The following is a 16,054-nucleotide window of genomic DNA, read 5'->3' on the forward strand; positions in this document are numbered from 1 at the left end:
ATGGTTTTGTGCCGGATCGGCGGGGGCTTTTTGCGTTGGTGTGGGGTGGGTCGTTGCTAGGCCGAGGGTTGCATCGGTCTTGTGGTTTGGAAGGTGCGGCGGTAGGCCAGGGGTGGGACGCCGAGTTCGGCGTTGAAGTGCTGGCGCAGTGAGGCGGCGGTGGCGAAGCCGATCTCGGAGGCGATCTGGTCCACCGTGAGGTCGGTGGACTCCAGGAGGTGCCGGGCGTGCGCGAGGCGCTGGCTCGTGAGCCATTGGCCCGGCGGCAGGCCGGTCTCGGCATGGAAGCGGCGCACGAAGGTGCGCGTGCTCATGTGGGCGTGCTGCGCCATCTGGTCCACCGTCAGCCGTTCGGCGAGGCGTTGCAGGGCCCATTGCCGGGTCGCCGAGGTGGACGCCGCCGGATCGTCGGGGACGGGGCGCTCGATGTACTGCGCCTGCCCGCCTTCGCGGTAGGGCGCCACCACGCAGCGCCGGGCCGCCCGGTTCGCCAGGGCCGCACCGTGATCGGTGCGGATCAGGTGCAGGCACAGGTCCACCCCTGACGCCGCGCCCGCGGAGGTGAGCACGTCGCCGTCCTCGACGAAGAGCACGCCCTCGTCGAGGCGCAGATGCGGGTACCAGCGGCGGAACAGGGCCGCGCTCTCCCAGTGGGTGGTGGCGGTGCGGCCGTCGAGCAGGCCTGCGGCGGCCAGGATGAAGCCGCCGCTACAGATCGAGGCGACCCGGGTCCCGGGCCTGATCCGCGCGAGCGCGTCGGCGACGCCCTCGGGGAGCTCCCGGGTGAGGCGGGGCGTCTCGATCGGCGTGACGATCACCGTGTCGGCGCTCGCGAGGGCCTCGCTTCCGTGCTCCGGGACGACGGTGAACCCCGCGTTGGTCGCCACGGGACCGCCGTCGCACGAGCACACCACGACCTCGTACCGGTCGTCGGCCGCGCCCAGGACGCGTGCGGGAATCCCCAGCTCGAAGGGGTAGACGCCGTCGAGGGCCAGGACCGCGACGCGGTGCGGACGTGAAGGAACCATGGCATTATTCTATCGGGTAATGACATTACTGCCACTGGTGGAGCGCCGCCGCCCGGCGCACGCTGGTGTCATGAGTGAGCAGACGATGCGCGCGGTCAGCCAGAACACCTTCGGAGGACCGGAGGTCCTGGAGACGGTCGAGACCGCGCGGCCCGAGCCCATCGGCAACGAGATCGTGGTCGCCGTCCACGCCGCCGGCCTGAACCCGACCGATTGGAAGCACCGGGCCGGGCAGATGCGGTTCGGCGAACCGCCGTTCACGCTGGGCTGGGACGTGTCCGGCGTGGTCGAAGCGGTCGGCGCCGGGGTCACGGTGCACCGGGTGGGCGACGAGGTGTTCGGGATGCTGCCCTACCCGAACGGGCACGGCGCGCACGCCGAGTACGCGGCCGCGCCCGCCAGGGCCTTCGTCCCCAAGCCCGCCGCGCTCAGCCACGTCGAGGCGGCCGCGCTGCCGCTGGCGTCGATGACCGCCTGGCAGGCGCTCGTCGACACCGCCGACGTGCGTCCGGGCCAGAGGGTGCTCGTGCACGCCGCGGCCGGCGGGGTCGGGCATCTCGCGGTGCAGGTCGCGAAGGCGCGCGGCGCGTACGTGATCGGCACGGCCTCCGCCGCCAAGCACGACCTCGTGCGCGGCCTCGGCGCCGACGAGGTCATCGACTACCGCGCCAAGGACTTCACGGAGGAGGCCCGCGGCATGGACGTGGTGCTCGACCCGTTCCTCGGCGAGGACCGGCTCCGCTCGCTCCAGACGCTGCGACCGGGCGGCCTGCTGGTGTCGATCCTGCCCGTCGGATTCGACGAGGTGCGGGCGCGGGCGACCGAGCTGGGAGTTCGCGCGGCGGCCATGCAGGTCGAGTACGACCACGCGGGCATGGCGGGCGTCGCCGCGCTCGTGGAGGCCGGGCAGTTGCGCCCGCACGTCGCCGGGACCTACCCGCTCGCCGACGCGGCCCTCGCGCACGCCGAGGGCGAGACCGGCCGCGTCGCCGGAAAGCTCGTGCTGACCGTGCGGCCGTAACGCTCCGGCGGGCCCTCACCGCTGCATATGAGCGCGGCGCACCCCAGGCGATTGCAACCAGACCATCCCTTGTGCGCAAATCTTGCCTTGGGCAAGCGATGAGATGGAGGAGGACACCATGGGCTTCAACACCACCGATCCCAACACCGGGGAGCTCCTGAAGGAGTTCCCGACGCAGACCGACGAGGAGGTCTTCGCGGCCCTGGCGGCGGCGGACCGCCGGTTCCGCGAGGACTGGCGACGCAGACCCGTCGCGGAGCGCGCCCGGATCGTCGGCCGGGCCACCGAGATCCTGCGCGAAAGGCGAGACGAGTACGCCCGGTACCCGGTGATCGAGATGGGCAAGATCGCGAGCTTCAGCAGCTTCGAAGTGGACCTCGTCGCCGACATCCTCGCCTACTACGCCGAGCACGGCGAGCGCCTCCTCGCGGAGCAGGCGCTTCCCGGAGAGCCCGGCGCGGTCCTCGCCTCCGAGCCCATCGGCGTGGTCCTGGCGATCGAGCCGTGGAACTTCCCCTTCTACCAGCTGGCGCGGGTGGCCGCGCCGCAACTGGTCGCGGGGAACGTGGTCATGATGAAGCACGCCGAGAACGTGCCGCAGTGCGCGCTCGCCTTCGCGCGCCTTTTCGAGGAGGCCGGTGCGCCCGAAGGGGTCTACACCAACCTGTTCTGCACCGTCGACCAGGTCGCCGACCTGATCGACGACTTCCGCGTCCGCGGCGTGGCCCTCACCGGCAGCGAGCGGGCCGGCGCCGCGGTCGGCGAGCGCGCCGGGCGCAACCTCAAGAAGGTGATCCTGGAACTGGGAGGCAGCGACCCGGCGCTGATCCTCGAACGCGCGCCACTGGACCACGCGGTCGACCAGGTGGTCATGGGCCGCACCTACAACTCCGGGCAGGGCTGCGTGAACATCAAGCGCGTCATCGTCGTGGGCAGGGTACGCGGCGAGGCGATGCTGGCCGCGCTCAAGGAGCGGTTCGCGGCGATCGAGATCGGCGATCCCGCGGACGAGGCGACGCAGCTGGGCCCGCTCGTCAGCGAGCGCGCCCTCGAAGGGCTGCTCGGGCAGATCAGGGCCGCGGAGGCGGCGGGCGCCACGATCGTCCACGGCGGCAAGCGCGTCGACCGTCCGGGCTTCTTCCTCGAACCGACGATCGTCACCGGCGTCGACGAGGACAATCCGCTCTTCCAGCAGGAGGCGTTCGGGCCCGTGCTGTCCTTCTACGTGGTCGACGACGAAGAGGAGGCGATCGCGCTCGCCAACGCCACCAGGTACGGCCTGGGCGCCTACGTGTTCGACACCGACCTGGCGCACGCCCGAGCCGTCGCCGACCGCATCGAGGCCGGCATGGTCTACGTCAACACTTGCTTCGCCGACTCGCCCGGCCTGCCCTTCGGCGGGGTCAAGAACTCCGGGTTCGGACGCGAGCTGTCCGAGATCGGGATCGGCGAGTTCCTCAACCGCAAGCTGATCCGCGTCGCCGACGCGGACGGCCGGGTGGCCGCCGCCTGAGCGGCACGGTTCCCCGCCTGCTCGACGGTCTCCTCCACTCCGTAGTGGTGGAGACCGTCGGACTCAATGGTGACCCTGAGAAGTCTTGCGCCCTGAAGGATCAGGCGTGGTGGAGGTGCACCAGGGACTTGCCCAGGTTCTCGCCGCGCAGCATCCCCAGGAAGGCCTCCACCGTGTGCTCGAAGCCTTCCGTGACGGTCTCGTCGGCGACGACCTCGCCGCTGCGGATGCGGGGCACGAGCAGCGCCTCCATCTCGTCCTGGGCGTCCAGGTGGTGGCGCACCATATAGCCCTCGAGCCGGGCGCTCTGCGCCTGGACCAGCGCGAGGTTGCGGACCGGCTGCGACTCCCCGTGGTACCCGGAGATCGCGCCGCACCAGGCGATGCGGCCGAACTCGCGCAGGTTGGCGATCGCGCCCTCCAGGTGCTCGCCGCCCACGCCTTCCACGCACACGTCGACGCCCTCGGGCGCGGCCTTCGCGAGCTGCTCGGCCACCGGCCCGTCGTGGTAGTCGAATGCGGCGTCGAAGCCCAGGTCGTCGATGAGATGGCGCACCTTCGCCGGCGACCCGGCGCTGCCGATCACCCGTTCGGCGCCGAGCACGCGGGCGATCTGGCCCGCCGCGCTGCCGACGCCGCCGGCCGCGGCGGTGATGAAGACCGTCTCGCCGCGCTTGAGACCGGCGATGCGCTTGAGACCGACGTACGCGGTCAGGCCGGTCCCGTTGCCGAGGTGCCCCAGATGGGCGCTGAGCGGCACCCCGGGATGCGGCCGCAGCACCGTGACCTCCTCGGGCCGGACCAGCGCATGGGTCCGCCAGGCGTTCCGATGCCGCACCAGGTCGCCGGCCTCCAGACCCGGGGCGTCGGAGGCGACGACGCGGCCGATCGCGCGGCCCTCGCCGGGCGTCCCCAGCGCCCAGACCTCGTCCATGAGCTGGCGCATGTACGGGTCGACCGACAGGTACAGGTTCTCCACCAGGGCCGTGCCCGGTTCGACCGCCGGGATCGGGGCGTCGACGAAGGCGAAGTCGGTCGCCTCCGGGAAGCCGACGGGGCGGTTGACGAGGTGGACGGCGCTCATGCGATCAGTCATCCCGCATTTCTAGCCCCGCGCGCGGGCCCTTGTGCAGACTCTGGATTCGATGGCCCTCTATATTCCATGACCCAGCACTCATAGCCGCTGGTAGAAACGATGCGTTCGAACCGGACTGGTACGTTCGGGCGGTGAGCGACCTGACCCCGACCGAGCTGCGCATCCTCGTCGCCGTCGCCGAAGCGCGCGGCTTCACGGCCGCGGCCTCGCGGATCGGCATGACCCAGTCGGCCGTCTCCCACGCCGTGCGCGCCAGCGAACGCAAGCTCGGGGCGGTCCTGTTCGAGCGCGGCCGCAGCGGCGCCCGCCCCACCGCGGCCGGCGAACGCGCCGTCACGCAGGCCCGGCACCTCCTTCGGCTGCTGGACACCATGGGCTCCGAGACGCGCGGCGCGGCGACGGGGACCGTCACCGGCACCGTCCGGATCGCGGCTTTCCGCAGCGCCGCCGCCAAACTCCTGCCCGGCGTCCTCAACGAACTCTCCGATCGCCACCCCGCCCTGCACCCGCGCGTCGCGATCGTCCGCGACCTCGGCCGCGGCAGCGCCGGCGAAGTCCTCAACGGCCACGCCGACCTGGGCATCACCACCGTGCCGCCCACCTCTCCGGTCCCCGAGGGGCTGATCCACGGGACGCTCTTCGAGGAGCGGTACCTCCTGGTCGCGCCCGCCGGGGCCGCCGACCCGCGCGCGCTGCCGCTCGTGGACTGGTCGGAGAACTGCTCCTCGTACACGCGCCAATGGTGGGCCGACCAGGACTGGATGCCGCAGCGGCGCATCATGGCCGAGGACGACAGCGTCGTCCTGTCGATGGTCGCCGCCGGACTCGGCATCGCGGTCATGCCGCTGCTCTCGATCGGCGAGGCCGGCGAGGGCGTGACCGTCACCGATCTGGGGCCCGGCGCCCCCACCCGCCACCTCGGCTACGTCACCACGCCCGCGCTGGCCCAGACGCTCGGCGTGCGGGCCCTCATCCGCGAACTCCGCAACGCGCACCTCGCCCCCGACGCGGCCGTCAGCCGGTGACGACTGCGGGGACGCTCGACGGCGCCCCCGCAGCTCGCGGCCTTCGAAGCCCTATCGCCCTGGAGCGCGGGTCAGACGCTCCACTGCTGGTTGGCGGCGCCCACGCACTCCCACTGGATCACCTCGGCGCCGTTCGCGGTCGAGCCGTCGAGCACGTCCAGGCACTTGCCGGAGTGGCGCGCCACGATCTCGACATGGCCGCCGCCGACGCTGCGCAGCTCCCACTGCTGGTTGGCACCTGAGTTGCACGCCCACTGGATCGCCTTGGCCCCGTTCGCGGTCGAGGCGCCGTCGACGTCGAGGCACCGGCCGGACGCCTGCGAGACGATCCGGTAGAAGCCGCTCCCGGCGTCCTGGAGCTCCCACCGCTGGTTGGAGCCGCCCCAGCAGTCCCACTGGATGATCCCCGCGCCGTTCGCGGTGGAGCCGTCCTGCACGTCCAGGCATTTGCCCGAACCGCGGTTCACGACCTCGGTGAACGTCCCGCCGTTGCCGCTGCCGTCGTCCTCCCCGTCGCCCCAGCCGTACCGGATGCGTTCGAGGCCGGAGTCGTTGCGGACGCTCAGGGACAGGTTCGTGCCGCTGCCCTGGAGCGCGAACATCGAGTACCCGTCGTAGCCGATGTCGTGGAGCTTGCCGCCGATGCCCGGCCAGTACGTGCTGCCCATGTTGTGCTCGCGCATCTCGGCGGTCACCGCGCGGATGTGGCGGACCTCGTTGCTGGAGCTGTTCGGGTCGTTGTAGTTCAAGCCCGTGTCCATCGCGGCGCCGTACTCGGTCAGGATCGCGCGCGAGGCGCAGTTCCCGAGCCGGGTCTCGAAGTGGTCGCGCCAGCCGGCCTCGGTGTTGTCCCCGTAGAAGAACGCGTAGTGGTGGTACGACAGGAGCGTGCCGTTGAAGCGGGCGTCGTCGCAGATCGGGCGCAGGTCCTGGCTGTAGCCGGTGCCGCCGATGAGGACCCGCCCGGCCGGGGCCGAGGCTCGAAGTAGACCCGGCTGTTGGCGCCGTACTGGTCGGTCACCGTCGACCACATCGAGTTGAAGGCGGCCATGTTGGTGATGCGCCCGCCCGAGGCCGCGCCGTCCTCCCAGTAGGCGAGGATGACCTTGAAGCCGCGGTCGGTCGCGGCGTCGATCAGCCGGACCGTGTTGGCGCCGAGGTGGCTCTCGAAGCCGTCGAGCACGGCATCGGCCTTCGCGCGGACGGTGGCGTAGCTGTCGGAGCTGCTCAGCCCTTCGATGACGAGCTGGCCCTCGCTGAAGTTGTCGCCCAGCACCGCCCAGTTCACGCCCCTGAACTGGCTGGTGTCCGCGCTGGCGGGAGCGGCGCCGACCAGGAGCGTGATCGGCAGGACCGCCAGGGCGGCCAGCGTGCTGATCAGCAGCCGGACGCGCCGTCGCGTCGATGATGGTTCTCGGAGTTCGTCGGTACCCATGGATCGGGCCTCTCTCGTGCGTCGTCGCACGCGTCAACGTGCCTCATGACATCAAGGAATAGACATTTATGGATATTTAGGCGCCGCTCGGCACGGACCGCCCGGATCGAACGCAGGGCTCGTCCCGACGGGAGCGTCCTGCCGGTGGAACCCTCTTGTTCCTATGGTTTGTCTATGGGTTATATTTAAGATCGTCTAAATGTAGCACAGGTCTCACCGGCTTCGGAATGACGCGGAGGGGAGGGTTCGGCGGAGGAGGGCGCCACGGCCCGCTCGGGGTCGGCCGAACTTCTGAAATCTCCCCGAAATACTCGATTGGGGCCTCTGTGCGCCTTCGGGAACGCTCCTTTGGAGAGATCGAAAGAGTGCCATAGATATCGATTCGATATCGAAATTCGGCATGATCGCGGGAGCGATTCCACAGGTGTGCAAGCAATTCGTGCGATTCGGAGCACGGCGGCCGCCAGCTTCACCGTCACGTGTACTGACACCGGGTCCGAACTGCGATAACTTGATAACCGCCAGGCCGCGCACCTGCAAGGGTGGTCATCCCGCCCGCGCATACGGCTTGGCGCACCGGCCGTCCGGAGCGTTCCCCATCGGGTCGCTCCGACCGATTCGCGACCCTGACCCGGGAAGCGCGAGTTTTCCTTGAAATGACCTGAACCGCACTTGCCATCACTGATCCGAAGCAATTGTCGATCCTCGCATTATTCGCCCATGCTCAGACATTGATCACGAGCGGGACAGGTCATCCCTCGAACCGAAAGCAGTGCTGAAATGACCAAGAGGCGAAATCTCCCCGCCATCTTCGCCACGGCGGCCCTGGCGGCCTCGGCGTGCACCGGCCGCGAAGGCGCCGAGAGCGGCGGCGACGCGGGCCGGATGTCGATCGACCAGTTCCCCCGCAACGAGACCCTGTACACGACGGGCACCGCGTGGGGGCCTCCGAGCGACTTCAACACGATCTCGGCGGGGCAGGTCACCGGCCTCAACGGCCTCGGCTACGAGTACCTCTACCTGTTCGACACCGTCGAGCAGCGCCTCACCCCCTGGCTCGCCGAGTCCGGCGAGTGGACCGGCGACCGCGAGTTCGAGCTGACGCTGCGCCGCGGGATCACCTGGAGCGACGGCAAGCGGCTGACGACCGAGGACGTCGCGTTCACCGTCGAGCTCGGCAAGATCGAGGGCGTGCCGCACGGCGGCCTCTGGGACTGGCTGAAGTCCATCGAGATCGTCGACGGCCTGACGATCAAGTTCTCCTTCAGCGAAGCGCGCCACCAGGAATGGGACAACTTCCTGTACTCCAACGAGATCGTGCCCAAGCACGTCTTCGAGGCCTACTCCGAGGAGGAGCTGCTCAACGGCCCCCTCGACCCGTCCCCGGTCGTCTCGGGCCCGTACACGGTGCACAGCGTCGAGGAGGACCGCATCGCCTGGGTCAAGCGCGAGGACTGGTGGGCCACCGAGGCACTCGGCCTCGAAGTCAAGCCCAGGTTCATCGTCGACCTCGTGACCCCCGGCTTCGCCGACACCCTCAACATGCTCATCGACGGCCGCCTCGACCTGGCCAACAACTTCATGCCCGGCATCGCCGACTTCCTCACCGGCGAGCCGGAGCTGAGCACCTACTACGACAAGCCGCCGTACATGGCCGCCGCGAACACGGCGATGCTCATCCCCAACACGACGAGGAAGCCGCTCGACGACCCCGAGTTCCGCAGGGCCATGGCCTTCGCGATCAGCCCCGGCGAGATCGTCGACTCGGTGTACGCCAGCATGGTCGGCGAGGCGAGCCCGACCGGGCTGCTCCCGATCTGGGAGCGCTACTTCGACGCCGACGCGCTCGCCGAGAACGGCTTCTCGTTCGAGCCGTCCAAGGCGCTGGACATCCTGGAGGCGGCCGGGTACGCCGACTGGGACGGCGACGGCTACGTCGAGACCCTGGAGGGCGAGCCGGTCGAGCTGAAGCTCATCGTCCCGGCCGGCTGGACCGACTGGGAGGAGGCGGCCCGCTCGATCGCCTCGGGCCTGCGCGACGTGGGCATCAACGTCACCGAGGAGTTCGTGGACGCCGCCGACGTGGACGCCGCGCGCGGCAGCGGCGAGTTCGACCTGCTCATCAACAACTACAGCCGGATCACCAACTCCCCGTGGAGCCACTACCGGTACCTGTTCGAGCTGCCGATCGGCGAGACGCAGAGCCTCGGGAACTTCTCCCGCTGGGAGAGCGAGGACGCCTGGGAGCTGACGCAGGAGCTGGCGACCGTTGCGACCGAGGACCCGCGCTACCCCGAGCTCATCGCCGAGCTCCAGCGGATCTCGCTGCGGGACCTGCCGGCGATCCCGATCTGGTACAACGGCGCGTGGTCGCAGGCGAGCAACGCGGTGTGGACGAACTGGCCCACCGACTCCTCGGGCACCGAGGGCGTCTACTCGAGCGTCTGGGACGAGATGTGGGGCCTCGGCGCCGTGCGCATGCTCACCGACATCAGACTGGTCGACTGACCCCGCCGGCTTCCGCGTATGTGCGGACGAGCTCGGGGGCGTTCGCGAGTCGGTCCTCGATCGCGGGGGCGGCGCTTCTGGCCGTGCTCTGAAATACTGTCCTCATGCGATCTGAATTCGATGTCGACAGCATTCGCAGCGCGATCTCTGCGTTGACCGAATTGCATGAGTTCGAACTATTGGGCGACCATTTACGAGATATCGGCGTATCGGTCGAGGCCGTTTGGGAGCATTTTCAGTGGAATGTCGTCGGCGATGGCAAACTGCTGGATCCTCCCACCGAGCAGCAAGCGCTCGCGCGTTCGATCCTTTTCCGAGAATCGATGGAAAAGACCGCATCGCATCCGTTCGGTCCCGCCCTGTTCGGTCTGTACGTCTGGGGTGTCGCCCATAGGGCCTGGAAACTCTCCTATGAGTTCGTGCGAATGGTCGACGGGCTCAAGGAATTCCAGATGTGTTGGGCCGAGGTGCGGCCCACGGTGCCCGAGGCCTCCTCGGTCCGTGCCTGCGACGCCGTCGACGCGCTCACGCGACTACTCGTCGAGGAGATCAGCGTTGAGGACGCCTTGTGCTGCGGCGACGTCGACCGGCATTTCGACGCCGTTCAGATCGCGCATCTCCGCGTGGGCGAATTGGGTGATCGACTGCGCGGGCTCACCGACGAAGAAGATCCGCTGCACAGCGGTCTGCTGAAAGCCTGGTATGCGAGCCGCGTCTACTACAGGGCCGTTGAAAGCGCATTGGTCGCCACTCGTGCCGCACTCAATGGGGATGCGTCGGCGCTTCCGGGCGCGATCGCGGAACTGGAGGCCGCCGAAGCGGCCCCGCTGACCTATGTCCAGAAAAGCGAGCTCGGCGGTCACCGATCCTGTCTGGGCAGGATGCTCGAATCGGTCGAACGCGAATGGTTGAAGCTGGACCACGTCAAAGTCGTCTACCTCTTCCCGTTCGGATGCAGCGGGATCGAAGCGGAGGCGGCCGTCAAGAAGCTCGGTTCGCAGGCCGTACCGCCCCGGCTCGGCGGCATCCGGGCCACAGCGGTCAGGCGGGTGCTCGAACTGTGCGATGTCTGGGCGGGCGCCGACTTCCACAAGCGCCGCTTCGAAGGCGCCTCGATCCAACTCCCGCCCGTGCGCCTCTCCCACCCCGGCGGGACGGCCGTAGACGAGCTCAAAGCAGAAATCCGCCTGTCGATCCTCGGCAACCACTACCTCCGGCTCGAAACCCACCACTACGGCCTCGACCCGCACACGGCCATGTTCACCCTCTTCCGGGCCGCACCCGAGCACGGCACGATGGCCGTCACCTGTGGCGAGGACGGTCGATCATGGGGCGGCCTGCACGACTTCGCCGTCGACCTCCAGTCCGAAGTGGCCGCACTGCTCGGCGAGGGCGTCGAATCGCGCTCGGGCAGGTACCACGTGCTCGCCACCGTTTACGGGGCCAGCGCCGTCCCCGGTCCGAACGCGGCGGTCGCAAACCCGCGCCGCCTCATCTCGGGCGCCCAGTTCCGCGAGGCGTTCGGCGCGCAGGCGCTGCTGCACACGGTGCCGAACGGGGTGGAGTCGATCGCCGACTGGACGCGCTTCACCGTTCCCACCGACACGGTCCTCGCCACGGTGCGTAAGGCCGGCAACCTTGTGGTGGGCACCGCGAACTCCACGATCCTCGTGCCGTTCGGCATGCCGACCTTCGGCGTCGGGACTTACGAGACCGTCGCCGAGTTCGTCGGCACGCTCGACGGGCTGTGCAGTGTCTGGGCCGACCGTCTCGCGCGGCGCCACCGCGAGGTGACCGCCCTCGTCAACGGGATCAACGGCACGCTGGATGCGAACGAGATCGCCGAGTACGCCTCCCGCCTTCGCCGCGAGCAGGTCTCGCTTCATGACTTCGCCTCCGAATACCGTGCGGTGCAGTCGCTCATCCACTCGCCGAGCTTCATGGCCTCGCCGGCCGACACCGAGGCGCTCTCCGAGTTGCTGCTCCTCAGCGGCGTGGAGCGCTCGGAGAAGGACATCGCCGAGAAGCTCGGTCAGCTGCTCAACGACCGCCTCGAAGTGCACATCGACGCGCTCGCGGCCGAGTTCCGGGAGCATGTGGACCGCGAGCGCGAGCGCCGCGCCCGTCGGAGCCGGAGTCTCATCGAGGCACTGCTGGCGGCGATGGCCGCCATGGGCTTCGCGGGCGTGGTCCAAGTCCTTCAGGGCCAGGGACTGCCGGCGGTGTGGACGTGGATCCTGCTCGGCTTGACCGTCACCGCGGCCGCGACCTGTAGCGTGGCCGTGTACCGCTGGTCGAACCCCGGCGGTTCGGAGCCGGATTGAGGGCGTGATGGGAGCGGGCATGGGCCGGATCGTGGAGGTCACCGAACCCGGCGCGCTGCTCGAGTCGGTGTACCGGTCGGTGCTCGAGCCGAACTTCCCTGCCGCGGAGCTGGAGACGTATCAGGATCTCGCGACGGGCCTGGCTTCGACCACTACCGTGTTCGCCGCGCTCGACGTGGCGGGGAACCCGATCGCCGCGGCGGTGGGCAATCACTGGGCGCCCCACCCGGTCGTCCTCCTGACCTACCTGGCGGTGACCCGCGGCCTGCGTGGCAGTGGGCTCGGCGGCGGCATTCTCGAACACGCCCTCGACGCGTGGCAGCGCCGGTACCGGCCGCACGTGATCGTCGCCGAAACCGAGGACCCGGCCTGCCACGGTCCGCATCCGCTGTACGGCGACCCGACCCGACGATGGTCCTTCTACTGCGGGCACGGTGCGCGCGTGATCCTCCTGCCCTACGTCCAGCCGGAGGTCCGCACCGGCTGCGGCCGCCGTGAGGGAATGCGGCTCATCGCCCTTCGGCTCGGTGACGCGGAGCGCGGCATCGACACCGCGATCTTCCGCGGGTTTCTCAGGACCTACTTCGAGGCGTGCGAGGGCCGGCCTCCCGTCGATGCGGCGACCGGTCGGATCTTTGCGGCGCTCCAGGAGCCGTACGTGCGGCCTGCTCCGCTCTGCTGAGCCGATCGGGGTTCTCCTGTGCGGTCGAACCGTGTTCGACGATGGTCAGGGCGCATGGGACCGGCGGCGACGCATCGCGTCGCCGCCGTCCCGTGGTCGAGATGATCTGGTCCTTGGGGTGGGTGGGGCTCAGCGGTGGGTGAAGTGGCGCAGGGCCTCGCGGCCGCGCTCGGGCAGCTCTGCGGCCGCCGAGAGCAGCGCGTCCCGCGCGTCCTCGATGTGGTCGACCGCCTGCCGGTAGCCGCGCGACGACTTGCGGCGGTCGTAGGCGAGCTTGAGGCCGACGACCGCTACGGCCGCCACGCCCACGGCCACCGCGGCCAGCAGGATCGTGCGGCTCCCGCCCCTGCCGACGGGCTCCAGTTCAGTGCCGTCGAAGTCGAGCGAATCGGGACCGTCCAGGTCGCCGATGTCGGCGCTGTCGCGGTTCGCGATGTCCGACAGGCGGAGCGCGTCGGTCTCGACGGACGGCTCCGTGGCCGTGTCGGGCAGATCCTTGTGCGATTTCATGTCGCATCCTCCCTCGGCGGGCCCGCCGATACGGTTGTGGCGCCGCGCCCCGTGGGGCCGACGCGCAATGCCGGCGGCCGCTTCGTCGCGCCCCCCGTGGTCGTCGAGTCCGTGGGGACTCCGTCACCCGGAGTACCCCGTTGCCGACCCGGGAAACCCCCGTGTCCGGTTCGGCGCTCCGAACCTACCCCGGACACCATGAAAGCCGCTGACCTTCGCGATGAAGGACAGCGGCTTCGTGTTCGAGAGCTTGAGACTAGAGCGCGCGCAGGTTAGCGGCCTGCGGGCCCTTGTTGCCCTGCTCGATGTCGAATTCGACTCGCTGGTTCTCCTCGAGCGACTTGAAACCGTTGCCGGTGATCGCAGAGAAGTGAACGAAGATGTCGGGGCCGTCCTCCTCCGGAGAAATGAAGCCGAAGCCCTTCTCGGAGTTGAACCACTTGACAGTGCCTTGCGCCATTACTGAATATCCTTGGTGTTGATGCTCAGGCCGACGACTGTGAGTTCCGGAGAATGCTCCCCGGTGTCACCTTGCCGCCGTGTGGCCTGATATTGCCGCCATTTCTGGCGCTTCACCCCTCCGCTTCTCTCGAATCGGAGTGGCCATTGGACCTTACAGCACTTTCGCCGCCGAGCGGACATCGAATGCCGAAACACTTCTCACATCTGAGTGTTTTCCCAGCCCCAGGCCCTGGGGCCGGTTCGAATATATGGCTGGAAACACTCGAACGGCGTCGATTATCGGAGGGCTCGCCTGAAAACGCGTTGCCGATTTCAGATGATTTCCGCCCTCCGCCGCTCCTCGCTACGTTCCAGCGAGGAGGCCCGGTTACGCTCTCGCGCTGATGCGGCCCCGGCCCGCCGCGCCGACGATGGGTCCATGAGCGACCACATCGTGTCGACCGAACGGTTGACGAAGCACTACGGCGGCCGAGCGGCCGTCGACGCGATCAGCCTCACCGTGCGCCGCGGCGAGGTCTACGGATTCCTCGGCCCCAACGGCGCCGGCAAGACCACGACCCTGCGGATGCTGCTGGGCCTGGTCCGCCCGACCAGCGGCACCGCGGCCGTCCACGGCCTCGCCCCCGGCAGCGCGGACGCCCTGCGCCGCACCGGCTCCCTCGTCGAGGGCCCCGGCTTCTTCCCCTACCTCTCCGGCACCGACAACCTCCTGGTCGTCGCCCGGTACCGCGGCCTGGGCCGCTACGACGTGGAGGAGGCACTCGACCGGGTCGAGCTGACCTCCCGCGCCTCGGACCGCTTCCGCACCTACTCGCTGGGCATGAAGCAGCGCCTCGGCGTCGCCGCGGCCCTCCTCGGGCGCCCCGACCTGCTCGTCCTCGACGAGCCCACCAACGGCCTCGACCCGGCCGGCATGGCCTCCATGCGCCGGCTCATCCACGACCTGAGCGACGACGGCCAGACCGTCCTGCTCTCCAGCCACCTCCTGGCCGAGGTGCAGCAGTGCTGCGACCGGGTCGGCGTCATCGTCGGCGGCCGGATGTCCTACGAGGGCACCGTCGCCGAGCTGCGCGGGGCCCGGATGCTCGAAGTCCGCGCCGAACCGGTCGACCGGGCCGCGCGGGTCATGAAGGCCGCCGCGGGCGCGGCGTTCGACCTCACCGACGACGGGGAGGGCCGCACCGTCCTCACCGGCGACGCCGACGGCGTGGACGTCCCGGCCGCCGTCCGCGACCTCGTCGCCGAGGGCGTCGACGTCCACGCCGTGGCGATCAAGGAACGATCACTCGAGGACGTGTTCCTCACGATGACGGAGGCGACGCGATGACCGCTTCGACCCAGAACGCACCGGCGAAGACCCGTGCCGACAACGCGCTGCTCAGCGCCACCAGGGCCGAGCTGCGCCGGCTCGTGCGCTGGCCCGCGACGTGGGTGCTCGGCGGCGTGTGGCTCACGCTCCAGATGCTCTTCGCGTTCGCCTTCCCCTACATCGCCTACGCCACCGGCGACCCGGACGCGTTCCAGGGCGGGCCGATGGACCAGATCCTGGACTCGATGCTCCCGCAGTCGCTGCCGGAGACCCTGATCGCGGGCACGCCGATGTTCGGCGGCGCGATCGTCCTGATCTTCGCGGCCCTGGCCGTCGGCAGCGCCTACAGCTGGGGCACCTGGAAGACCGTGCTGACGCAGGGCCCGGGGCGGGCCGCCGCGACCGGCGGGCTCGCCGCCGCCGTCGGCGTCTGCGTCGCCGGCCTCGTGGCCGTGAGCACCGCGGTGACGTACGGCCTGTCGCTGCTGGTGGCCGCAGTCGAGTCGCAGGAGGTCGTCGCGCCCGTCTGGGGCGACTTCGCCGCCTCGGTGGCCGGTTCGGGCCTGATCCTCGGCATGTGGGCCGCGGCGGGCCTGTTCCTCGGCGCGGTCACGCGCGGGCCCGCGCTGAGCGTGGGCCTGGGCCTGCTGTGGACGTTCGCGGTGGAGAACCTGCTGCGCGGCGCGGCGGCGCTCATCGACGGCCTCTCGTACGCGACGGACCTGCTGCCCGGCTCGGGCGCGGGCTCGCTCGCGGGGGCCCTCGGGGCCGCCTCGGACGGAGCGGACGGCACCCCCGGTGTGCTCGACGTGCTGACCGGGCCCCAGGCGGCCGTGCTGCTCGGCGTCTACATCGCGGTCTTCCTCGCCCTCACGTTCGCGCTGATCAGACGCCGCGACGTCGCCTAGGCGAGGGTTCGGCCCAAAGACGGAGCGGAGGAGCGCCCAGGCGCTCCTCCGCTCCGCGCGCTGCGGTGACGTGCCGTCCCGGCGCACTGCGCACGGGGAGCATCGCACCGGCGCGTCTTCCCGCCGCAGCGCCGTGGCGCGGTGTCGTGGCGCAGTGTCGTGGCGCAACCCGATGGCGCACTGCCGTGTCCCGGCCCGACGGCCCGGCCCGATGCCGCGATCCGGTGGCGCAC

The 16,054-nt window shown here is 69.8% G+C and carries 13 protein-coding genes; 8 read left to right on the plus strand and 5 right to left on the minus strand.

Features of this window, described 5'->3' with window-relative positions; all coding sequences use genetic code 11:
• Positions 1 to 56: 56 nt before the first annotated feature.
• Positions 57 to 1,028 carry a GlxA family transcriptional regulator gene (locus IF12_RS0100605; protein ID WP_030144330.1) on the minus strand — a complete coding sequence of 324 codons (972 nt, stop codon included), beginning with the start codon at positions 1,026 to 1,028 and terminating at the stop codon, positions 57 to 59.
• Positions 1,029 to 1,098: 70 nt separating this feature from the next.
• Here IF12_RS0100605 and IF12_RS0100610 point away from each other — a divergent pair, with 70 nt between their 5' ends.
• Both IF12_RS0100610 and IF12_RS0100615 read left to right on the plus strand, forming a co-directional pair.
• Complete coding sequence (locus tag IF12_RS0100610; RefSeq protein WP_030144331.1) at positions 1,099 to 2,049, plus strand: NADP-dependent oxidoreductase; 951 nt, start codon at positions 1,099 to 1,101, stop codon at positions 2,047 to 2,049.
• 118 nt (positions 2,050 to 2,167) lie between these two features.
• Positions 2,168 to 3,562 carry an aldehyde dehydrogenase family protein gene (locus IF12_RS0100615; RefSeq protein WP_030144332.1) on the plus strand — a complete coding sequence of 465 codons (1,395 nt, stop codon included), beginning with the start codon at positions 2,168 to 2,170 and terminating at the stop codon, positions 3,560 to 3,562.
• Positions 3,563 to 3,662: 100 nt separating this feature from the next.
• Here IF12_RS0100615 and IF12_RS0100620 read toward each other — a convergent pair whose 3' ends face one another.
• Positions 3,663 to 4,658 (minus strand): NADP-dependent oxidoreductase, encoded by a 996-nt coding sequence (locus tag IF12_RS0100620; RefSeq protein WP_030144333.1) that lies wholly within the window; start codon positions 4,656 to 4,658, stop codon positions 3,663 to 3,665.
• A 131-nt stretch (positions 4,659 to 4,789) separates the two neighbouring features.
• Here IF12_RS0100620 and IF12_RS0100625 point away from each other — a divergent pair, with 131 nt between their 5' ends.
• Positions 4,790 to 5,683: a LysR family transcriptional regulator gene (locus IF12_RS0100625; protein WP_030144334.1), complete on the plus strand. Its 894-nt coding sequence runs from the start codon at positions 4,790 to 4,792 to the stop codon at positions 5,681 to 5,683.
• A gap of 71 nt (positions 5,684 to 5,754) precedes the next feature.
• Here the strand turns inward: IF12_RS0100625 and IF12_RS22455 are convergent, their stop codons facing one another.
• Positions 5,755 to 6,714 carry an RICIN domain-containing protein gene (locus tag IF12_RS22455; protein ID WP_197034556.1) on the minus strand — a complete coding sequence of 320 codons (960 nt, stop codon included), beginning with the start codon at positions 6,712 to 6,714 and terminating at the stop codon, positions 5,755 to 5,757.
• A gap of 1,184 nt (positions 6,715 to 7,898) precedes the next feature.
• On the opposite strand from IF12_RS22455, the gene IF12_RS0100635 reads away from it, so the two are divergent.
• The 3 genes from IF12_RS0100635 (at position 7,899) to IF12_RS0100655 (ending at position 12,632) form a co-directional block, all read left to right on the plus strand.
• The gene (locus tag IF12_RS0100635; protein WP_030144335.1) at positions 7,899 to 9,626 is read left to right on the plus strand and encodes an ABC transporter substrate-binding protein; all 1,728 of its coding nucleotides are present in this window, start codon (positions 7,899 to 7,901) and stop codon (positions 9,624 to 9,626) included.
• A gap of 104 nt (positions 9,627 to 9,730) precedes the next feature.
• Positions 9,731 to 11,950, plus strand: coding sequence for a hypothetical protein (locus IF12_RS0100650; protein WP_133884126.1), 2,220 nt, complete (start codon positions 9,731 to 9,733; stop codon positions 11,948 to 11,950).
• Positions 11,951 to 11,969: 19 nt separating this feature from the next.
• Positions 11,970 to 12,632 (plus strand): hypothetical protein, encoded by a 663-nt coding sequence (locus tag IF12_RS0100655; protein WP_051703797.1) that lies wholly within the window; start codon positions 11,970 to 11,972, stop codon positions 12,630 to 12,632.
• A gap of 129 nt (positions 12,633 to 12,761) precedes the next feature.
• Here IF12_RS0100655 and IF12_RS0100660 read toward each other — a convergent pair whose 3' ends face one another.
• Positions 12,762 to 13,142 (minus strand): hypothetical protein, encoded by a 381-nt coding sequence (locus IF12_RS0100660; protein WP_030144340.1) that lies wholly within the window; start codon positions 13,140 to 13,142, stop codon positions 12,762 to 12,764.
• Between the two features lie 256 nt (positions 13,143 to 13,398).
• Positions 13,399 to 13,602 carry a cold-shock protein gene (locus IF12_RS0100665; RefSeq protein WP_030144341.1) on the minus strand — a complete coding sequence of 68 codons (204 nt, stop codon included), beginning with the start codon at positions 13,600 to 13,602 and terminating at the stop codon, positions 13,399 to 13,401.
• A 420-nt stretch (positions 13,603 to 14,022) separates the two neighbouring features.
• On the opposite strand from IF12_RS0100665, the gene IF12_RS0100670 reads away from it, so the two are divergent.
• Together IF12_RS0100670 and IF12_RS0100675 are read left to right on the plus strand one after the other, a co-directional pair.
• Positions 14,023 to 14,931: an ABC transporter ATP-binding protein gene (locus IF12_RS0100670; protein WP_030144342.1), complete on the plus strand. Its 909-nt coding sequence runs from the start codon at positions 14,023 to 14,025 to the stop codon at positions 14,929 to 14,931.
• The gene (locus IF12_RS0100675; RefSeq protein WP_035747995.1) at positions 14,928 to 15,821 is read left to right on the plus strand and encodes an ABC transporter permease subunit; all 894 of its coding nucleotides are present in this window, start codon (positions 14,928 to 14,930) and stop codon (positions 15,819 to 15,821) included. The genes IF12_RS0100670 and IF12_RS0100675 overlap by 4 nt, the downstream gene beginning before the upstream one ends.
• Positions 15,822 to 16,054 lie beyond the last annotated feature (233 nt).

The sequence above is a fragment of the Glycomyces sp. NRRL B-16210 genome (assembly GCF_000719515.1).
Taxonomy (GTDB): domain Bacteria; phylum Actinomycetota; class Actinomycetes; order Mycobacteriales; family Micromonosporaceae; genus Glycomyces.

Coding starts and splice junctions, on each gene's coding strand:
- IF12_RS0100605 (WP_030144330.1), bottom strand. CDS start 1,028: ATGGTTCCTTCACGTCCGCACCGCGTCGCGGTCCTGGCCCTCGACGGC.
- IF12_RS0100610 (WP_030144331.1), top strand. CDS start 1,099: ATGAGTGAGCAGACGATGCGCGCGGTCAGCCAGAACACCTTCGGAGGA.
- IF12_RS0100615 (WP_030144332.1), top strand. CDS start 2,168: ATGGGCTTCAACACCACCGATCCCAACACCGGGGAGCTCCTGAAGGAG.
- IF12_RS0100620 (WP_030144333.1), bottom strand. CDS start 4,658: ATGACTGATCGCATGAGCGCCGTCCACCTCGTCAACCGCCCCGTCGGC.
- IF12_RS0100635 (WP_030144335.1), top strand. CDS start 7,899: ATGACCAAGAGGCGAAATCTCCCCGCCATCTTCGCCACGGCGGCCCTG.
- IF12_RS0100650 (WP_133884126.1), top strand. CDS start 9,731: ATGCGATCTGAATTCGATGTCGACAGCATTCGCAGCGCGATCTCTGCG.
- IF12_RS0100655 (WP_051703797.1), top strand. CDS start 11,970: ATGGGCCGGATCGTGGAGGTCACCGAACCCGGCGCGCTGCTCGAGTCG.
- IF12_RS0100660 (WP_030144340.1), bottom strand. CDS start 13,142: ATGAAATCGCACAAGGATCTGCCCGACACGGCCACGGAGCCGTCCGTC.
- IF12_RS0100665 (WP_030144341.1), bottom strand. CDS start 13,602: ATGGCGCAAGGCACTGTCAAGTGGTTCAACTCCGAGAAGGGCTTCGGC.
- IF12_RS0100670 (WP_030144342.1), top strand. CDS start 14,023: ATGAGCGACCACATCGTGTCGACCGAACGGTTGACGAAGCACTACGGC.
- IF12_RS0100675 (WP_035747995.1), top strand. CDS start 14,928: ATGACCGCTTCGACCCAGAACGCACCGGCGAAGACCCGTGCCGACAAC.